Origin of the sequence: Candidatus Merdisoma sp. JLR.KK006 (assembly GCF_036941035.1) — a bacterium.
Lineage (GTDB): Bacteria > Bacillota > Clostridia > Lachnospirales > Lachnospiraceae > Laedolimicola.
The window spans coordinates 12,255-28,982 of record NZ_JAYMNS010000042.1 but is presented as its reverse complement, the minus strand read 5'-3'; the positions used below and the strand labels follow the sequence as shown (position 1 = coordinate 28,982).

General features: G+C 46.7%; 15 protein-coding genes. 14 read left to right on the top strand and 1 reads right to left on the bottom strand.

The window, feature by feature from the left end; translation table 11 throughout:
- Positions 1 to 112: 112 nt before the first annotated feature.
- The 11 genes from VSQ61_RS20895 (at position 113) to VSQ61_RS20845 (ending at position 12,760) form a co-directional block, all read left to right on the top strand.
- Positions 113 to 784: a response regulator transcription factor gene (locus tag VSQ61_RS20895; RefSeq protein WP_334346289.1), complete on the top strand. Its 672-nt coding sequence runs from the start codon at positions 113 to 115 to the stop codon at positions 782 to 784.
- Complete coding sequence (locus VSQ61_RS20890; RefSeq protein ID WP_334346288.1) at positions 772 to 1,878, top strand: HAMP domain-containing sensor histidine kinase; 1,107 nt, start codon at positions 772 to 774, stop codon at positions 1,876 to 1,878. The genes VSQ61_RS20895 and VSQ61_RS20890 overlap by 13 nt, the downstream gene beginning before the upstream one ends.
- Before the next feature lie 74 nt (positions 1,879 to 1,952).
- On the top strand, positions 1,953 to 2,627 hold the full coding sequence (locus tag VSQ61_RS20885) for an ABC transporter ATP-binding protein (RefSeq protein WP_334346287.1): 675 nt from the start codon (positions 1,953 to 1,955) through the stop codon (positions 2,625 to 2,627).
- A complete protein-coding gene (locus VSQ61_RS20880; protein WP_334346286.1) occupies positions 2,624 to 5,128 on the top strand; it encodes an FtsX-like permease family protein in 2,505 nt (834 codons plus the stop codon). The genes VSQ61_RS20885 and VSQ61_RS20880 overlap by 4 nt, the downstream gene beginning before the upstream one ends.
- Complete coding sequence (locus VSQ61_RS20875) at positions 5,100 to 5,579, top strand: hypothetical protein (protein ID WP_334346285.1); 480 nt, start codon at positions 5,100 to 5,102, stop codon at positions 5,577 to 5,579. The genes VSQ61_RS20880 and VSQ61_RS20875 overlap by 29 nt, the downstream gene beginning before the upstream one ends.
- 219 nt (positions 5,580 to 5,798) lie before the next feature.
- Positions 5,799 to 6,215, top strand: coding sequence for a YjdF family protein (locus VSQ61_RS20870; protein WP_334346284.1), 417 nt, complete (start codon positions 5,799 to 5,801; stop codon positions 6,213 to 6,215).
- Between the two features lie 25 nt (positions 6,216 to 6,240).
- On the top strand, positions 6,241 to 7,617 hold the full coding sequence (locus VSQ61_RS20865; RefSeq protein WP_334346283.1) for a DUF2130 domain-containing protein: 1,377 nt from the start codon (positions 6,241 to 6,243) through the stop codon (positions 7,615 to 7,617).
- Positions 7,614 to 9,869, top strand: a complete 2,256-nt coding sequence (gene recQ / locus VSQ61_RS20860; protein WP_334346282.1) for a DNA helicase RecQ — start codon at positions 7,614 to 7,616, stop codon at positions 9,867 to 9,869. Before VSQ61_RS20865 ends, recQ begins: the two co-directional genes overlap by 4 nt.
- Before the next feature lie 99 nt (positions 9,870 to 9,968).
- Complete coding sequence (guaA, locus tag VSQ61_RS20855) at positions 9,969 to 11,261, top strand: glutamine-hydrolyzing GMP synthase (protein WP_334346281.1); 1,293 nt, start codon at positions 9,969 to 9,971, stop codon at positions 11,259 to 11,261.
- A gap of 221 nt (positions 11,262 to 11,482) precedes the next feature.
- Positions 11,483 to 11,902, top strand: coding sequence for a Panacea domain-containing protein (locus VSQ61_RS20850; RefSeq protein ID WP_334346280.1), 420 nt, complete (start codon positions 11,483 to 11,485; stop codon positions 11,900 to 11,902).
- 3 nt (positions 11,903 to 11,905) lie between these two features.
- Positions 11,906 to 12,760 carry a hypothetical protein gene (locus VSQ61_RS20845; RefSeq protein ID WP_334346279.1) on the top strand — a complete coding sequence of 285 codons (855 nt, stop codon included), beginning with the start codon at positions 11,906 to 11,908 and terminating at the stop codon, positions 12,758 to 12,760.
- 94 nt (positions 12,761 to 12,854) lie between these two features.
- On the opposite strand, the gene VSQ61_RS20840 is transcribed toward VSQ61_RS20845, so the two are convergent.
- Complete coding sequence (locus VSQ61_RS20840) at positions 12,855 to 13,583, bottom strand: metallophosphoesterase (protein WP_334346278.1); 729 nt, start codon at positions 13,581 to 13,583, stop codon at positions 12,855 to 12,857.
- Between the two features lie 331 nt (positions 13,584 to 13,914).
- Here VSQ61_RS20840 and VSQ61_RS20835 point away from each other — a divergent pair, with 331 nt between their 5' ends.
- From VSQ61_RS20835 to glgD, 3 genes are all read left to right on the top strand, one after another.
- Positions 13,915 to 14,070, top strand: coding sequence for a hypothetical protein (locus tag VSQ61_RS20835; RefSeq protein WP_334346277.1), 156 nt, complete (start codon positions 13,915 to 13,917; stop codon positions 14,068 to 14,070).
- A gap of 80 nt (positions 14,071 to 14,150) precedes the next feature.
- Positions 14,151 to 15,356, top strand: coding sequence for a glucose-1-phosphate adenylyltransferase (locus VSQ61_RS20830; protein ID WP_334346276.1), 1,206 nt, complete (start codon positions 14,151 to 14,153; stop codon positions 15,354 to 15,356).
- Positions 15,353 to 16,495 carry a glucose-1-phosphate adenylyltransferase subunit GlgD gene (gene glgD, locus VSQ61_RS20825; protein ID WP_334346275.1) on the top strand — a complete coding sequence of 381 codons (1,143 nt, stop codon included), beginning with the start codon at positions 15,353 to 15,355 and terminating at the stop codon, positions 16,493 to 16,495. Before VSQ61_RS20830 ends, glgD begins: the two co-directional genes overlap by 4 nt.
- Positions 16,496 to 16,728: the final 233 nt, after the last annotated feature.

The window sequence follows — 16,728 nt, the reverse complement described above, 5'->3', positions numbered from 1 at the left end:
TTCGAACATCCTAAAGTTAAGCTGAAATTTTCAAGAAACAACAATACCTTGAGCATTTCTTGAGATTTACATGCTATAATGAAAAAAATTCATCCCAAAGGACCTCAAAAGCATGAAACCCAAATTACTCATTGCCGATGACGAGCAAGGCATCGTTGACACCATAAAAGCCTATTTCTCCACACAATATGAAGTCCTGACCGCCTATAGCGGCCAGGAAGCAATCCGCAAAGCGCAAGAGCACCCGGATCTAATCCTGCTGGACATCAACATGCCAAACATAGACGGCCTGACCGTCTGTGAAACCATACGGAACTATGTGAGTTGCCCAATCCTGTTCCTGACAGCCAGAGTAGAATCCGCCGATCAGATCGCAGGCTTTCAGGCAGGCGCAGATGATTATATCCGAAAGCCTTTTGATCTGGACGAGCTGGCCGCAAGGATTGCAGCCCATCTGCGAAGAGAACAGCGGCGGCAGAACACTTCTATTGTCCGATTCTTTGGAGATCTGGCTATTGACTATACGGCCAGGACAGTTACGGCACAGGGAGAGGCTGTAACCCTGTCCAGGAAAGAATTTGACATCCTGGAGCTGCTTTCCCTCCATGCAGGGCAGGTCTTTGACCGGGAACGGATCTATGAAAGCGTATGGGGAATTGACGGAGAAGGCAGCAGCGACACGGTAATGGAGCACATTCGTAAGATTCGGGCAAAGCTGGCAAAGCACACAAGCTCAAACTATATTGAAACAGTCTGGGGGTGCGGATATAAATGGAACGTCTGAAAGGCATGGGATTAAAGCGGTCTTTTTTCCTTCTGTCCCTTGTATGCCTGATAGCAGCGCTTCTGCTGACATTGGGCGTATATCTGCTTTGTGGACGGATTGCGGACCGATACCCAAAAGGCGGAGTAGCCATAGGCCCTGGCGGTGTGATTACAAAGCTGGAGCAGCCTTCCCCAAAGGAGCTGCAAATTGTGCTAATCATAGAGGCGGTACAATTATTTTCTGCAATCATACTCCCGGTAGGCGGCCTGGGACTGGCCGGTCTTTTGTTCTACCGTCTGAAGCTGAAAGAACCCATCACTATTCTGCAGGCCGGAACAGAGCGTATCCGAAATCAGGATCTGGATTTCTCCATCCCGGAAGTATCCACAGACGAGCTGGGGCAGCTCTGCGCCGCCTTCGAAACCATGCGGGCGGAGCTTCTGAAGACCAACCGGGAGCTATGGCGCCAGGCAGAAGAGCGAAAAAGGCTCAACGCCGCATTTTCCCACGACCTTCGCAATCCAATCACCGTATTAAAGGGCGGCATCAAGCTCCTAAAACAGGGAAAAGCGGATGAGTACACCTTGGATCGCCTGGAAAGCTATACTATGCGGATTGAACAATACGTAGAAGTCATGGGAAGTATCCAGCGTCTGGAACAGATACCGGTGCGCATTGGCAGGATAAATTGTGCAGATATACGGGCAGAACTAAAGGAAACGGCCCGCCTTCTTGCCCCAGGGCTTGACATAACACTGGCAGCGCCGGACGGGGGAAGTCTGTGGATTGATCATGGGATATTCTTAACCGTTGCGGAAAATCTGATTGGAAATGCGTCACGCTTTGCCCACAGGAGACTGGGTCTTACGCTCACATTTGAAAAAGATACCTGCCAGCTTACTGTTGAGGATGACGGCCCAGGCTTTCCGCCCCAGCTGTTGGAGAGCGGCCCGAAGCCCTTTGGAAAAATAGAGGAAAATGCGGAGCATTTTGGCATGGGACTATACAGCAGCAATTTTTTGTGTCTGAAACATGGCGGAGAACTTCGCCTGGAGAACAGGCCGGAAGGCGGTGCAGCGGCCACGGCATTTTTTAAAATGATAAAAGCTTGAGAGTTTCTTGAGATTTTGTTGATACACTCTCCTTATACCATGTGTATTCATTCTATAAGGAGGGTGTATTTTTTATGAAAATAGAAGCAAAAGAGCTTACAAAAATGTATGGAGAGGGTGAGAACCGAATCATTGCCCTGGATAAAGCGGCCTTGGAAATAGCCCAGGGAGATTTTATATCTATCACAGGTCCGTCGGGAAGCGGTAAAAGTACCCTGCTTCACCTGCTGTCTGGCCTGGATCGGCCTGATTCCGGCAGTCTGGCCTATGACGGCAGAGAGATTTACGGATTAACGGACAGGGAGCTGTCCGCATTCCGCCGTCGCTGTATTGGCTTTGTCTTTCAGCAGTTTCATCTGCTTCCCGTTCTGACAGCCCGGGAAAATATTCTCATGCCCCTGCTCCTGGACAAGAAGCAGCCAGACGAAGCATACTTAGGACAGCTTGCAGAGCTGCTGGGCATTGCGGATCGGCTGAACCATCTGCCCCATGAGCTTTCGGGAGGGCAGCAGCAGAGAGTTGCTATTGCCCGGGCCCTGATCGCAAAGCCGGAGGTGATTTTTGCGGACGAACCCACCGGAAATCTGGACAGCAAAAGCGGCAGAGAGGTGATGGAGCTTTTAAAAACAGTAGGTGAAAAAATGGGAAAGACACTGGTGATTATTACCCACGACAACCGTATAGCAGCCATGTCCAAGCGGCGGTTTTCCATTGTGGACGGCATACTGACAGAGGAGGTTTTAGGATGAAAGACTATCGTATTCTGGTGCTTAAGGAGCTGTCAGCCCAAAAGCTGACTTCTTTTCTGATCTTAATTGCCGTGATATTGTCAACCATGATGACGGCAGCCGTAGGGCAGTCCGCAGGAGTGCTTGCCGCCATGCGCCAGCAGCAGGCCATTGCTATCGGCGGAGACCGCCATGCAACCTTTGTGCAGCTTACCAGTGAAAAGGTCCGGGCACTGGAAAATGATACACGCCTGTCCTACACCGGCCGATATATTGCCCTGGGAGAGCAAAAGCTAAATGACCAGCTTTCCCTGGGGCTGGCAGAATACCAGGACGGGAGTATTGCGGCAAGGCCGGCTTATTCCCGCATTGCAGCGGGACGTCTGCCAGAGGCCCCCATGGAGCTAGCTTTGCCGGAAGATGCCCTGCAGTTTCTGGGCTTTACGGGAAAAGTGGGAGATAAACTGAGCCTTTCCCTTTCCAAAGCCCTGCGTCATGGGATTATAGTGGATGCCTATGATTATACGGCGGAATTTACCTTGACGGGAATAATGGAAAGCAACTATATGGGCTATACCGGAGGAAATATTCTGGGACTTGTCGGGCAGGGCACGGCAGAGAGGATTTTGCCGCCGGATTACCTCTATATAAATGTAGACCTTAAGGTGGCGAACAGAGGGGAGTTTCAAGAGGTGATAGATGACCTCTGTGCCCGGCTGGAGATACATGAGCTGGATACCCTTTACAATATCCCCTTATTGCATGCACTTGGGATTCACTATGATTCGGAAGCCGCAGATTCTGAGTTGGCAGTGGATGATACCGGTTTTTCCTGGCTGTTGTTCGTGGGCGTGCTTGTGGCAGCCCTGATCCTGCTGGCGGCAGGGCTGGTGATTTATAATATTTTGAAGATTGCTGTTTCCCGGCGTGTCCGGCAGTATGGGACGCTCCGGGCAATTGGCGCCGGGAAGGGGCAGCTTTACGGGGTGGTTGCTACGGAGATTCTGCTTCTTAGCGCCATAGGAATCCCTGTGGGCCTGCTGTTTGGGTGTCTGGCGGCAAAAGGGCTTCTGAGTGCGGCGCTGAATCAGCTGTCGCCGGAAATGTTTTTGGCAAAGGACACGGAACAGCTTCTCGGCCTGATTGCTGCAAACAGTACGGGGAAATGGGGATATCTGCTGATCAGCGCCGCCATAACGCTGCTCTTTGCTTTTCTGGCAGCGGCGCCGGCGGCAGGGTATGCGGCTTCGGTTTCTCCTGTGACAGCCATGTCCGGGGCAGGCATTAAGATTAGGCGAAGAAAGCGTAAAGTGAAGAAAATACGGAATTTTGAGCGGTATTACGCAAAGCTTAATTTGAGCCGCAGCAAAGGCAGGACGGCAGTTACCATTTTGTCTCTGGTTATGAGTATTACGGTTTTTATAACCCTCCAAAGCTTTTTGTCGCTGCTTGGAGTTTCCGGTTCCCTTTCGGAGCATCTGGGGGATTATTCCATTGTGAATCAGTATATGGGTATTTCACCGGAGGAACTGCAGATATTGGAAGAGGACGAGAGCGTGGATGGGGTGGCGGCGCAGCAGTTTTTCCTGTATGAGCTGGATGCCCGGAACAAGCCCGTAGGGATAGAGACAGATATTACGTTGGGCGTGGGTGAGACCTTCCAGATCTTTGGATTCAATGATCCGTGGATGGAGGATGTATTTGCTTCCAGGCTTTCAAAGGAGCAGCTTGAGATGCTGAAAGAGGGGAAGGGCTGTGTGGTCCGCAATCCGATTGCCATAGAGGTGGAAGGCGTTTCCATTGGCACAACTTATGTGGAGGAGGGGAGTACAATTACTGTGGCAGGAAGGGAGCTGCCGGTGCTGCTGTCCATAACTGGCTATGATGCTTATTTCAGCGTGGGTAACAGCGGATTTTTAAATGGTGTTCAGGTTCTGGTCAGTGATCGGGTATATCCGAAGCTTACGGGGACGGATACCTATGCGGAGCTGCGGCCGATTCTTCAAAGGGATGCGGATCGCCGAGCCTTTGACGAGACATTGGAAGCGCTTTGCCAGCGGATACCAGGCACCACTGTGGTATCCTATGAACAGACGGACAGACAGTTTGCGGAAAGTGAAGCCCAGATCCGCCTGCTGGCCTGGGGGCTTATTCTGTTCATCGGTCTGATTGGGATACTGAATATTATCAACACGGTCTATACCAATATCCATACCCGGATAACGGAGATAGGGGTGCAGCGGGCCATTGGCATGAGCAAGGAGAGCCTGTTCAAGGTGTTTTTGTGGGAAGGGGTTTATTATGGCGGGATTGCGGCGGTAATCGGCGGAATAGCCGGATATATCTGTACGGTATTTGTGGAGGCTGCGGTGAACGATGAGCTTAGGCTCGCTGCGGTTCCCGGCGTTTCCATAGTCCTGGCTGCGGCGTGTTCCATTGGCGCCTGTATCCTGGCAACCTGTATTCCTTTGCGGAGGATGAGCAGGGTGAGTATTGTGGAATCTATTGAGACGGTGGAGTAGCGGTAAAAAGGAATGCTGCCTGGTATCCCTTGACGTTTTTCGGAAAATCTCGTATCCTAAAATCAGAAGTGAACAGACCGCATGGCTTTCTTTATTGTCCACAGAGGACCTTAAGGATGCAAAGAATCTGGTCAGAGAGTACCCCTGGCTGGAGGAAATCTACGAAGAAATAGCCATGCTGAGACAACAGCCGGAGGAGGTGCTTGGGATGTTTTCAGAGGCATTGCGGATATTGGATGAGAATACGGTGAAGTTTATGATTGAGGAGCTGCAGAAGAAGGTGGATGAGAAGGATGCGGTGATAGGCGAAAAGGATGCAGCAATAAATGAAAAAGATGCGGTGATAAATGAACAGAGTTTTGCCATAGAGAAAATAAGTGCGGAAAACGAAGACTTAAAAAGGCAGTTAAAGGAGTTATCGGAGAAAGCTTGTTCGGAGACACAGACTTAGGATAGAAAATACTTAAAAAGTTCAAGGCAGTAAAACAGTATGGAAAATCAAGCATTTACATGATACTATATAAAGGCAAAGATAAAAACACAACGCAGGTAATTAAAAAACCTGCAGAACCGGTAGGTAGTCCGGTCGCACCATTAAGGTGTAAGTAGCCCTCCCTCCTTGGGTCGTCCATTCTTTGTTCATAACAATCGATAAAAAGGAGGAATTGTCATGGACAAGGTATCGGGAAAACTGACGGTATATTTTGAGGACCCTTTTTGGGCAGGCGTGTTTGAACGCAGGGCGGAAGGAAAATTATCTGTGTGTAAGGTCACGTTTGGGTCAGAACCAAAGGAATATGAGGTAAATGAGTTCCTTTTGAAAAATTACTATCAGCTACGATTTAGTCCGGCTGTGGCATCTGAGGCAAGAAGGTCTGCGCACAATCCCAAAAGAGCACAGAGGGAGGCGCACAGGCAGACAGAAAGCATGGGGATAGGCACAAAATCCCAGCAGGCTTTAAAATTGCAGCAGGAGCAGTTCAAAACCGAACGAAGGACCAAAAGCCGTGAGCGGCACGAAGCGGAAAAAGAGCGGCGGTTTGAGCTGAAACAGCAGAAAAAGAAGAAAAAACACAGGGGCAGGTAATGCCATTTGGAAAGGAACAAAAATCATGCAGGAAATCAAGTGCCCCAATTGCGGAGAAGTTTTTGCGGTAGATGAATCCGGCTATGCACAGATTGTACAGCAGGTTCGGGATAAGGAATTTGAAAAGGCCTTAAAGCAGCGTGAAAAGGATTTTGCGGAAAAGAAGGAAAGGGAATTAGAGCTATCCGAAATGAAGCAGAAGGAGGAATTTGAAAAAGCGCTGTCAGCAAAAGATTCGGAGCTGCTTGAGAAGGAGAGGGCCATTGAACAGTTGAATGCCCGGATTTCCGGAAGTGAGACAGAGAAAAAGCTTGCCATAAGCGAGGCTGTCAGTAAAACAGAAAAAGAAAGAGAAAAAGTACTGGAAGAAAAAAACGGGGAGCTTGCGGAAAAAGTCCGCATGATTGAGGAGCTGAGAGCAAAGCTCCAAAATAGTGAAACCGAAAGAAAGCTTGCTGTTTCAGAAGCCGTCCAGGAAAAAGAAAAAGAGCTGAACCAAAAGGCAACAGAGATTACGGAACTTAAAAGCCAGCTGTCAAACAAGGAGACGGAACGTGAGCTAAAGGAACAGGCTCTGCAGAAGGAATATGAGGACAAGCTCAAGCTAAAAGACGAACAAATTGAGTATTATAAGGATTTCAAGGCCAGGCAGTCCACAAAAATGATAGGCGAGAGCCTGGAGCAGCACTGTCTGAATCAGTTTAATGCCTTGCGAATGACTGCATTTCCCACCGCTTATTTTGAGAAGGACAACGATGCCCGGACAGGAAGCAAGGGCGACTTCATTTTTCGGGAATCCGTGGAAGGGACCGAATTCATCTCAATCATGTTTGAGATGAAAAATGAGATGGACGAGACCGCTACCAAGCATAAAAATGAGGATTTTCTAAAAGAGCTTGACAAGGACAGGCGTGAAAAGAAATGCGAATACGCAGTCCTTGTTTCCCTCCTTGAGATTGACAATGAGCTGTACAACAATGGCATTGTGGATGTTTCCTACAAATACGAAAAAATGTATGTCATCCGTCCGCAATTCTTCATCCCCATGATCACTTTGCTTCGCAATGCGGCGCTGAACTCTCTAAAATACCGCCAGGAGCTGGAGACGGCAAAGCACCAGCAGGTAGATATTCTTCATTTTGAAGAAAACATGAATGCATTTAAGGAAGGCTTTGCCCGAAACTACCGGATTGCCAGCGACAAATTCAAAACTGCCATTGAAGAGATTGACAAGACCATCACCCATCTGCAGAAGACCAAGGAAGCCCTTCTCTCATCAGAAAATAATCTTCGCCTTGCCAACAATAAAGCCGAGGATTTGAGCATCAAAAGACTGACAAAAAATGCGCCTGCGGTGAAGGAAATGTTTGAGGAATTGAAAAGGGAAGGAGACAGGCGATGACCCCGCAAGACATACTAAAAACTTATTTTGGCTACGATTCCTTCCGAAGAGGACAGGAGGACATCATTCATTCTATCCTGGAAGGAAGGGACGCCCTGGCCGTGATGCCTACCGGGGCAGGAAAGTCTATCTGTTACCAGGTTCCGGCGCTCCTGCTTCCGGGGATCACCCTTGTGATCTCGCCCCTCATTTCTCTGATGCAGGATCAGGTAAAGTCCCTGAATGAAGCCGGAATACACGCTGCCTTTATCAATTCATCTCTGACCGAAGCACAGGTTTCAAAGGCCCTTGGCATGGCCCGTAAGGGGACGTATAAAATTATCTATGTGGCTCCCGAGAGGTTGGAAAGCGCCGGATTTCTGGACTTTGCGTTAAATGCCCACATTTCCATGATAACAGTTGACGAGGCTCACTGTATCTCCCAGTGGGGGCAGGACTTTCGGCCCAGCTACCTAAAGATTGTTGACTTTATCGAGCGCCTCCCCAGGCGTCCCGTTGTAAGCGCATTTACGGCCACGGCCACAGAGGAAGTTAAGATTGATATTGAGTGCATCTTGAAGCTTAAGGAGCCCAGCATCATAGTAACAGGCTTTGACAGAGAAAATCTGTATTACCAGGTAGAACACATTTCCGGAAAAAACAAGGATGCCTTTGTGACAGACTACATCAGCAGGCATCGAGGCGAGAGCGGAATCATTTACTGCGCAACCAGAAAAAATGTAGATACCCTGTACGAAAATCTCTTCAAAGGCGGCGTCCCTGTGACACGGTATCATGCAGGAATCGACAATGAGCTGCGAAAGAAAAACCAGGATGACTTCATCTATGACAGAACGCCGATTATCATAGCCACCAATGCTTTCGGCATGGGAATCGATAAGTCAAATGTCAGATTTGTAATTCATTACAACATGCCCCAGAGCATGGAAAATTACTACCAGGAGGCCGGACGTGCAGGCCGGGACGGTGAAAATTCCCAGTGTATTCTTCTTTTTTCCCCACAGGATGTAATGATCAATAAGTTTCTTCTGGAAAAGAAGGAATTTGAAGGCTCGGATGAGGATGATATTGAGCTGATCCGGCAGAGAGATGCCCAAAGGCTGCGTCTTATGGAGGGATATTGCAAGTCCACCTCCTGCTTAAGACAGTATATCCTTAACTATTTCGGAGAAAAAATGAATAGGCCCTGTGATAATTGCGGAAACTGCCATCGTGAATACACGGCAGTAGATATGACAGAAGATGCGAAATGGGTCATTAACTGCCTGGCGGAGACCAGGGGGCGGTACGGACAGAGCATTGTAACAGGCACTCTGCTTGGAGCAAACCGGGCACGGCTTAGAGAAATCGGCGCAACGGCTTACAAATCCTACGGAGCCCTGGCCCACCGAAGCGAGCGTGAGGTCCGCTTGCTGATTGACCAGATGCTCTTGGAGGAATATATCACCCGGACAGACGGGGAATACAGCGTTTTGCGTATTGGCAATATCGAAAGACTGAAAAATGAGGACACACATGTCGTGATCAGAACCTTTGCGGAGAAAGAGGGACCTGCAAAAATCAAGGGCGGAAAGAAACGGAGCACAGACACCCTTACCAGTGCAGGCTACCGGCTGTTTGAGAAGCTCCGCAGCCTGCGGCTGGTGATAGCCAGGGAAGAGGGAATGCCGCCCTATATTATTTTTAATGATAAGACTTTGATTGATATGTGTGCCAGGATACCAGAGAATAAGCAGGAGATGCTTCAGGTATCAGGAGTGGCGGAAAATAAGTTTCGGAAATACGGACAGAGATTTCTGGATGAAATTGCGGAATTTGTCGCAAATAACCCGGGAGCTGTTATCAGCACAAAGATAGAGGACGAGACAGAAGCGGAGGCTCCGGCACCCGAGAAGAAACAAAGGCGAAAAAAAGGAGCTTTTTATTTAAATCCCCAGGACGGCGAAGCCTTTCCATACACAGAATACTGTTACATAAGTGATATCAAGGAGCGGTTAAACGGCATTTGCAGTGCGGAATATGTAAAAAAGATTACCACTACGGTAATCTGGGAGCAGCTTGTGCTTGCCGGCCTTACGGCGGAGGAAAAGCAGGAGGACAAAACGATAAAGGTTCAGACAGAAGAGGGACTGAATGCAGGAATTAAGACCATAGACAGAGTGGGGCCTACAGGCTATCACTACCAACTGCTGATGTACCCGGAGAAGGTTCAGAGAATGCTTGTGGAAGCCTTTACAGGGCCGAGGGATTGAAAGGGATTGTAAGAAACGCTATACAAGACGCCCTTTCGTCTGCTATAATAAAGCGGATAAAATCTGTTATTTACAAAAAAGATAAGGAGACCATTTCCCATGAAGCAGGATTTAATTGTAATTTTGGATTTGGGCAGTACACAGAATACCGTAATTGCCCGTGAGATTCGAGATCTTGGTGTATATAGTGAGATTCATCCCCATGATATTACGGCGGAGGAATTGAAGGCCTTTGAAAATGTGAAGGGCATTATTTTAAACGGCGGCGAAAACCGTGTGGTAGACGGACAAGCCGTGGAGATTCGCAAGGAGCTTTATGAGCTGGGATACCCCATGATTTCCATTGACTATCCCCAGTCAAAATGTGAGAAGCAGTTTGATCAGCTTCCAGCAGGGGATGAACTGAAGAAATTCATATTCGAGGACTGCAAGGCAGAGGCAAACTGGAATATGAAGAATTTCATTGAGGATCAGTTAGAGCTGATTCGTCAGCAGGTAGGGGATAAGAAGGTGCTGCTGGCACTGTCCGGCGGCGTGGATTCCTCTGTAGTGGCGGCTATGCTGATCAAGGCCATTGGGCAGCAGCTGGTCTGCGTTCATGTGAATCATGGACTGATGCGCAAAAATGAATCGGAGAGCGTGGTGAAGGTGTTCCGGGACGAGCTTCATGCCAATCTGATTTATGTGGACGCTTCGGAGCGTTTCCTTGGAAAGCTGGAAAATGTAGCGGACCCGGAGCAGAAGCGGAAAATCATTGGCGGTGAGTTTATCCGTGTCTTTGAGGAAGAGGCAAGAAAGCTGGAGGGGATTGATTTTCTTGGACAGGGGACGATTTACCCCGATATCATCGAGAGCGGAACCAAGACAGCGAAGATGGTGAAGTCTCATCATAATGTGGGCGGACTGCCAAAGGATTTGAAGTTTGAGCTGGTGGAGCCTCTAAAGCAGCTTTTCAAGGATGAGGTGCGGGCCTGTGGCGTGGAGCTGGGGCTTCCCCAAGATATGGTGTATCGTCAGCCGTTCCCGGGGCCGGGATTGGGCGTAAGGTGTCTGGGGGCGATTACACGAGAGCGCCTGGAGGCTGTTCGGGAATCGGATGCAATTCTTCGGGAGGAATTTGCCAGGGCAGGTCTGGATAAGAAGGTGTGGCAGTACTTTACGGTGGTGCCGGACTTTAAGTCTGTCGGCATGAAGAAGCATGCACGGGTGTTTGAGTATATGGTGATTATCCGGGCGATCAACACCATTGATGCTATGACGGCTTCCATTGAGAAGGTGGACTGGGATGTGCTGGAGAGGATCACAAACCGGATACTGGCAGAGGTGGAGAATGTAAATCGGGTATGCTACGACATGTCGCCGAAGCCCCCGGCAACCATAGAATTTGAATAGTACGAGAATACATTATTTATTTTACATGTTAGGTAGTCTATAAGATTGCCTGCCGTGCATACCTTATTTGTGATTATTGAATACATAGCGGAAAATGTTGCCATAGATGGTTAGAGCACAAAGTAGTAGGGAAAATAAAGAAATATAAAGTGCTATAATTGACTTGACAGAACATATGTTTGTAAATATAATAATTTATATAGGCGTAAGGAGGGGATAAAATGTATTCGGCGTTGAGCATGGCAAAATATATAATTGATAAATGCACTAAGGACGGATATCCAATATCCAATTTGCAACTACAGAAAATCCTTTACTATATTCAAAGAGAATTTTTACAGCAAGGAGCAATGGCATTTCCGGAGAATATAGAGGCTTGGCAATTTGGTCCGGTTGTTCCTGAAGTATATAAACAATATTGCGGGTTTGGTGCGTTACCTATTAGGATGAGATATGTGGTTGTTATCCAGTCAAATGATGAAAATATTATTAATCCTATTATTGAAAAAAAAAGGATATTGAATCCGTGGGACATGGTAAGCGATACACATAGCTCCGGAAAAGCATGGGATTTGATTTATAGAGACGGATTGGGGGATCATCAGATTATTCCGCAAGAATTAATAAAAAGTAAGGGATAAGGTATGAGGATACTAAATGAGCAGGAAAAAAGGGACGCATTGAATGAAGTTCTGATAGAGTTATCTAAATCACAGGATATATTAAAGGAAGCACGCAATAGAGTCTCTTTTTTCATGCGGCTTGAAGATATATACTATAATTATAATAGTAAAGAAAAATTTCGGCATTATTATTCTGATATCTTTTCAACACTAACTTTAATTGATGGGGATTCTAGTATAGGAAGTTTGGATATTCTAGCACAAAATATTCAGACTATTAAAGATGGATATATTCCTAAAAATACCGATGAAAACGGAGACACTATTGATATTAGAAAAGAAATTGTAAAATTGTATGATCATACAAATTTAGATATTGCAAGAATCAATTATACCAAAACTATGACAAACGAAACAATGTCAGAATTAGCTAAAAACAGATTGCTTGTGGCAAGCCTAGAACAAAAAGTTCGTGAATCGGAGGATGCATTAAAGGAAATTTCCAATAAAACGATTGATGATTTAAAACAGTTGTCGGGTAAAGTTCAAGAACGACAAGAGGATATGCAGAAGGAATATATTACAATTTTGGGAATTTTTGCAGCTATTGTTTTGGCATTTACTGGTGGTATAGTATTTTCTAGCTCGGTTTTAGAAAATATAGATAAACCGTCTATATATAGGATCTCTTTAATAGCTTTTATTATTGGTCTTGTTTTTTTTAATTTGATTTGGGTATTGATTGATTTTATACGAGATATTAATGGAAAAGTAATTAGAAGAAAATGGATTTGGATGTTAGTTAATTTAATCTTAATTGGCGGAATTATTGGGGTATGTTTTTCATATAAATATGGCTGGTTTCTCCCAATTTGAAAGGATTAGACTTGTCAGATGATGGAGGAGAATCATATCATTTGTATGATTTAAATAATTAACTCTTGTTGGCAGCTTCCTGCCTGTTTCCGGCTTACCTCCCCCACCGTCTCCTGCTTTTTACATAAACCGCCTCTTCTGTCTCAACACAGTAGGCTGCCAGATTTCCTCCGAACACACAGCCGCAGTCAATGGCAATATGCCCGTTTCCCCGGTAAATAAGCGGCTGTGCGTCCGCCCGGATGTTTGGTGTGGGCGTATGCCCGGTTACTATGATTTTGCGGTAATCCTGGTAATACCGCCTGCTGTAGTCGATGCGTTCGAAGAGAAAGTCAGGAAATGCATAATCCTCCAGGCTTTTTTTCTCTTCAAAGCCTCTAAGTCCCGCATGAACCAGCAGCAACTGTTTTCCTTTCTCTTCAATCACCTCATAGGTCAGTCCGTCGCTCAAATATTCGAGAACTGCTCTCTGTTCTTCCCTTGGCAAAGCCCGAAACTGATTTGCCGTTACTTGACCTCCATCCAGCAGCCAGCAGGAATAGTTCAAAAGATCCTCCGATGTGAGATAATCCTCATAATTATTCTCCGTAATTTCCACTGCAAGTCTGCTGAGGGTACTCAGCATCATATAGTCATGATTCCCGACAATGTAGATCACATTGGGCCGCCCCATCATATCCTGAATCACCTTGATAGGCTCCGGGCCCCGGTCCATTGCATCTCCCAAAACATAAAGCTCATCCCTGTGGGAAAAATGAATTTTATCCAGCAGCCCCCGATATTCCTCGTAGCAGCCGTGTATGTCCGATATCAGATAACGCATGGAATTTCTCCTATAAAAGTTCCGTAATCTCATCCCAGTACACCTTTATATAAATCAATTTTCAGCCACAGAAGCATCTGTCTGTAAATTGATTTGTGTATTGAGAGAATGTTACTGTTACGGTTCCGTAATAACCTTTACACACTTCCTACTATAAATCATTTTTGACCCGTAAGTCAATCTCAAGAACAGAATGAATTCCACCCTTTGGCATATGTGCCCATAATCCATACGGCGGATAAGTTAGATAGATAGCATAATTGAAGGGCGGTCTCGCTTTAAGAACGCCAAATTTGATTAACGAATCCTGTCAGAGAATACGGTGAAGTTTATGAAAGAAGAACTGCAGAAGAAGGTGATTGAGAAGGATGTAGTGATAGGACAAAAGGATGCAGTGATAAATGAACAGAGCTTTGCCATAGACAGAATAAGTGCGGAAAACGAAGCGTTTAAAAGGCGGTTAAAGGAGTTTTCAGAGAAAGATTAGTATTTTTATTAATAAGGATACCAAATTTTCTCATTCTGTAGTATAATCTTAACAAAGAAAAAAACAGGGAGGATTGTTTTATGGCAAAAGAAATGATTGCAATGCTTCTTGCAGGCGGACAGGGCTCACGCTTGTATGCGCTGACAGAGAAGCTTGCAAAACCGGCAGTTCCTTTTGGCGGAAAATATCGGATTATTGACTTTCCGCTGTCCAACTGTGTCAATTCAGGAATCGACACGGTGGGTATCCTGACCCAGTATCAGCCGTTGGTGCTGAATGAGTACATCGGCAACGGCCAGCCGTGGGATTTGGACCGTCTTCAGGGAGGCGTGCATGTGCTTCCACCCTATCAGAAATCCAGCGGTTCCGACTGGTACAAGGGAACGGCAAATGCGATCTACCAGAACATTTCATTTATTGAGAGGTATGATCCCAAGTACGTGATCATCCTTTCGGGCGACCAGATCTGCAAGCAGGACTACAGCGATTTCCTGCGGTTCCACAAGGAGAAAAATGCGGAATTCAGCGTAGCGGTTATGGAGGTGCCCTGGGAGGAGGCTTCCCGTTTCGGCCTGATGGTGGCGGATGGGGATGACAAGATTACGGAATTCCAGGAGAAGCCAAAGGAGCCCAAATCCAATCTGGCTTCTATGGGTATCTACATTTTTAACTGGGATATTCTGCGTAAATACCTGGAGGAGGATGAGGCCAATCCGGAATCCGAGAACGATTTTGGAAATAATATTATTCCCAGCCTCCTTCGTGACGGACGCAGAATGTATGCCTATCATTTTGACGGCTACTGGAAAGATGTCGGAACCATCTCATCTCTCTGGGAGGCCAACATGGAGGTATTGGATCCGGAGCACAGCGGAATTAATCTCTTTGACTCCAACTGGAAGATCTACAGCCGCAACAGCGGTATGACAGGACACAAGATCTGTAAAGGAGCCGTTGTGGAGAATTCCATGATTACAGACGGCTGCCGGATCAAGGGAAGTGTGAAGCATTCGGTCCTTTTTGCCGGTGTCAAAGTGGAAGACGGAGCCATTGTAGAGGATGCGGTAGTTATGGGCGGAACCGTTATCAAGGCAGGAGCCGTTGTAAAGCACTGTATTGTGGCGGAAAATGTGACCATTGGCGAGAATGCGGTTGTAGGCTCTATGCCCTCCGGCGATGAGAACGGCGTTGCCACAATCGGTGCAGGTGTGACCGTTGGTAATGGGGCCAAGGTTGGGCCTCAGGCTATGGTGAGGACAAATGTGGAAGGCGGTGAAGAGGTATGATGAATACAAATAGGAGTGCTCTGGGCATTATTTTTCCAAACAGCTATGATGCGCTGGTCCCCGATTTGGTGAATGTGCGCTTGATGGCATCGATTCCTTTTGCCAGCCGTTACCGCCTCATCGATTTTATCCTGTCAAGCATGGCAAACTGCGGAATTGACAATATTTCCATGATGGTAAGCAATAATTATCATTCTCTGATGGATCATCTTGGCTCCGGACGTGAATGGGATCTGGTGAGAAAGAACGGCGGATTGAATATTTTCCCGCCCTTTGCGGACAAGACCAACAAGCCTTATGTGGGCAGGGTAGGAGCGCTGGCCGGCATTCTGGATTTCCTGCGAAGCCAGAAAGAAAAATATGTGGTTCTGTCGGATACGAATGTAGTGGTTAACTTTGACTTTAAAGCCATGATTAAGGCGCATGTTGCCAATGGTGCGGATGTAACCATTGCTTACAATGAGCAGGAGTTTCCGGAGAGCATCAAGAAAAGTACAACCAATGACAAGGGATTTTATTATACCTTTGACATTGAGGACGGCAGAGTTACCAAGATGTTTGTCAATTCCAGAGAGTCGGGCGTGCAGAAGTTTTCTATGAATATTACCGTGATTGGACGGGAGCTGCTTATTGATCTGATTGAGAAAGCTTATGTTCATGGAGAGGAGTATTTTGAGCGGGATGTATTGCTGCCGCAGCTTAGCCGGCTGAATGTTCAGGGCTATAAGTATGAGGGCTATGTGGCACGTATCTCTGATATAAAGAGTTATTTTGATGAGAATATGCGGCTTCTGGATGATTACAATCTGGATGCATTGTTCTCCGGAGCACCGATTTATACGAAGATTCGTGATGACAATCCCACCCGGTATATTGAGGGCGCAAAGGTAGAAAATGCCATGGTTGCGGACGGCTGTGTCATTGAAGGCGAGGTAGAGAACTGCGTTCTCTTCCGTGGGGTGAAGATCGCCAAAGGTGCCAAGGTAAAGAATTGTATCCTGATGCAGGGCACGGTTGTAGAGTCCGGAGCAGATGTGGAGTTTGTGATAGCGGACAAGGATGTGACGGTGAGCGCAGGAAAAGAGCTTAAGGGTACGGATACTTATCCGGTTTATATCGCAAAGAGACATAGGGTGTAAGGAACGGGTAAGAGTTAAAAGCGGCTTTTGAGTGACGAATAAAGAGGCATTGGGTTTAAAAGACCTGATGCCTCTATTTGTTACAAATGCATATGCGTGCATGAGGAAAGAGTTGTTACAACACATGAATTTGAATGAAAGCAAATAGAAATTGTAAGAAATTCAATGGATTCATGAAAAATGAAAGAATTTCATGAAAAATGAAAGAAATCAATAATCCTGCTTGACGTCTT